The following is a 1,949-nucleotide window of genomic DNA, read 5'->3' as shown; positions in this document are numbered from 1 at the left end:
GGCGGCCACTTCCGCGATTACGTGTGCGCCGTACGCGACTCCCCCATCCTGTTCCTGCCCGATCCCCTGCTGGCCGCGTCCGCTCTTCAGGTGGCTATGCCGTTGTGGGGCGCGCTATCGGTCGTGCCTTTCTTCTTTCTGGCGCGGCGGCTGGTGGGTCACGACGCCGCCACGCGCGGCGGCGTCTTTCTGGCGCTAACGCCGGCGATGGTCTTGTTCATAGCCCACTGGGCCCACGCCTACACGCTGTTGGGCATCATCGCTTTGCTGTTGCTCCATCTAGGTTTGGAGAAACAGCGCGCCGTGTATCTCTTCCTGGCTGGCGTCGTCCTGTCGTTCAGTACCTTTCTCAGCTTCAGCAACCTGGCCCTGGCTGCGGTATTGGGTGGGTATTGGGTGTTGTACGCCGCTTGGCGGGGGGACGGAACGGACTATCTGAAAAAGTGGGTTGTGCCGTTGCGCCAGGCTCTTGTCTTTCTGGCCGGCGTGTTGAGTATCTGGCTGGGCTATCGGCTGCTCTTCGGCGTGAGCTTTCTGGAGGTTTACCGTCAGGGTATGGTCGCGCACGAGACGATCACTGGCTATCGTTCCTATGGACTGTGGCTGGTCTATAACCTGATCGACTTCTGGTTGTTTCTGGGCATCCCCGCGCTCATCGCCACGGTAGCGATGGCCCGGCGCGTCTGGCGGCCGGTAGACGAATTCGCCGATGGACGGCGTTACGCGCCCTTCTGGACGTTCATTCTGGTTCTGCTCGGCTTGAATCTTTCCGGCATTACCCGCGGTGAAGTGGCCCGGCTGTGGATGTTTCTCGCGCCGTTGGCGTGGCTGGCCGTACTACCTGTGCTGGCGCGCTGGCCCCGGCGGCGATTGGCGGTCATGCTCGGCGTGCAGTTGGTACAGTTGCTCCTGTTGGGCGTCTTCGTGCGTACCGTTGGCCCCACCAATTATCCCTACTACTTCCCACAGGCGATGGCGACGCAACTGCCGGCCGAGGCCACGCGCACAGCCGTCGCCTTCGGCCCACAACCGGGCATCCGTTTAGTCGGCTTTGAACTAGACCGGGCCGCGGCTAGCGACGCCATTGACGTGACCCTCTATTGGCAGAGCGATAGCCGTCCCGCTTACCCTTACACCGTGTTCGTGCACCTGCTAGGCGCCGACGGCGCGCTCGTGGCCCAGCACGACAGCATGCCGGCCAATGACGCCTGGCCGGCCATCTGCTGGCGGCCGGGCGAGGTTGTGGCCGATACCCACCAACTGTCGTTGCCGGCCGGCCTGCCGGCCGGAAGCGCGCTGTACGTCGGGCTATACCGGCTGGACTTGATGAACCAGGGCGACCCCAACCCGCGCCTGGCCGCGACCTGGCCGGGCGGTCAGGGGGACGCCTACCCGCTCGACGCGGCGCCGCTTCTACAACCGTAGCGCCGCCAATTCACCCATCGATCCAGGACAAGGTCGAGCAGCGCCAACCCTACGCCATAGATGTCTGACACGGCCACGTGTATCAGCCCGCCGACCAGCGGCGAACCGCTGTTAGCCGGGTCGAAGCGGCCGAGCGTCTCCACCAACGGTACACCATCCACCGGGCCAGTCGCCAAGTGAACAGTTGTCAGTGGTCAGTGGTCAGTAAGCACTGACCACTAGTCACTATTCTGCTCAATGATCAGCGGATCGCCATTGCGATCCGTAGTGGTGCTAAGGACGTAGCCGCCGTAAACACACTCCCCCTGCGCGATCTCCTTCACCTTGCCCTCGACGGTCAGGTTGTGGATCGTGTTGGGCAGCAGGGTGATCTCGATCGTCTTGGGGAAGGTGTCGAACGGCGCGGTGAACGTGCCCGACTCGCCGGTGACGGTGATCGTTTCGCCGTTGCCCAGATCGACGGTGATGACCTGGGTGAGTTGATCGGTCGGCGAGGTGACCGGATCGACGGTGAAGAACTCCGG

At 63.4% G+C, this 1,949-nt stretch carries 2 protein-coding genes and 1 pseudogene; 1 reads left to right on the top strand and 2 read right to left on the bottom strand.

Annotated features, from left to right (window positions below):
• Window positions 1–1,425: pseudogene (locus ACE3UY_RS18155) on the top strand (hypothetical protein); the annotation flags it as partial.
• On the opposite strand, the gene ACE3UY_RS18150 reads toward ACE3UY_RS18155, so the two are convergent.
• On the bottom strand, window positions 1,389–1,601 hold the full coding sequence (locus ACE3UY_RS18150; protein WP_374688896.1) for a hypothetical protein: 213 nt from the start codon (window positions 1,599–1,601) through the stop codon (window positions 1,389–1,391). The pseudogene ACE3UY_RS18155 and the gene ACE3UY_RS18150 overlap by 37 nt on opposite strands.
• Window positions 1,602–1,643: 42 nt before the next feature.
• A partial coding sequence (locus ACE3UY_RS18145) for a hypothetical protein (RefSeq protein WP_374688895.1) occupies window positions 1,644–1,949 on the bottom strand: 306 nt, incomplete at its 5' end.

The organism is Promineifilum sp. (SeqCode), from assembly GCF_041918635.1.
Classification (GTDB): domain Bacteria; phylum Chloroflexota; class Anaerolineae; order Promineifilales; family Promineifilaceae; genus Promineifilum.
Note: the sequence above shows the minus strand (reverse complement) of the source record. Positions and strands in the feature narration are given on the sequence as shown.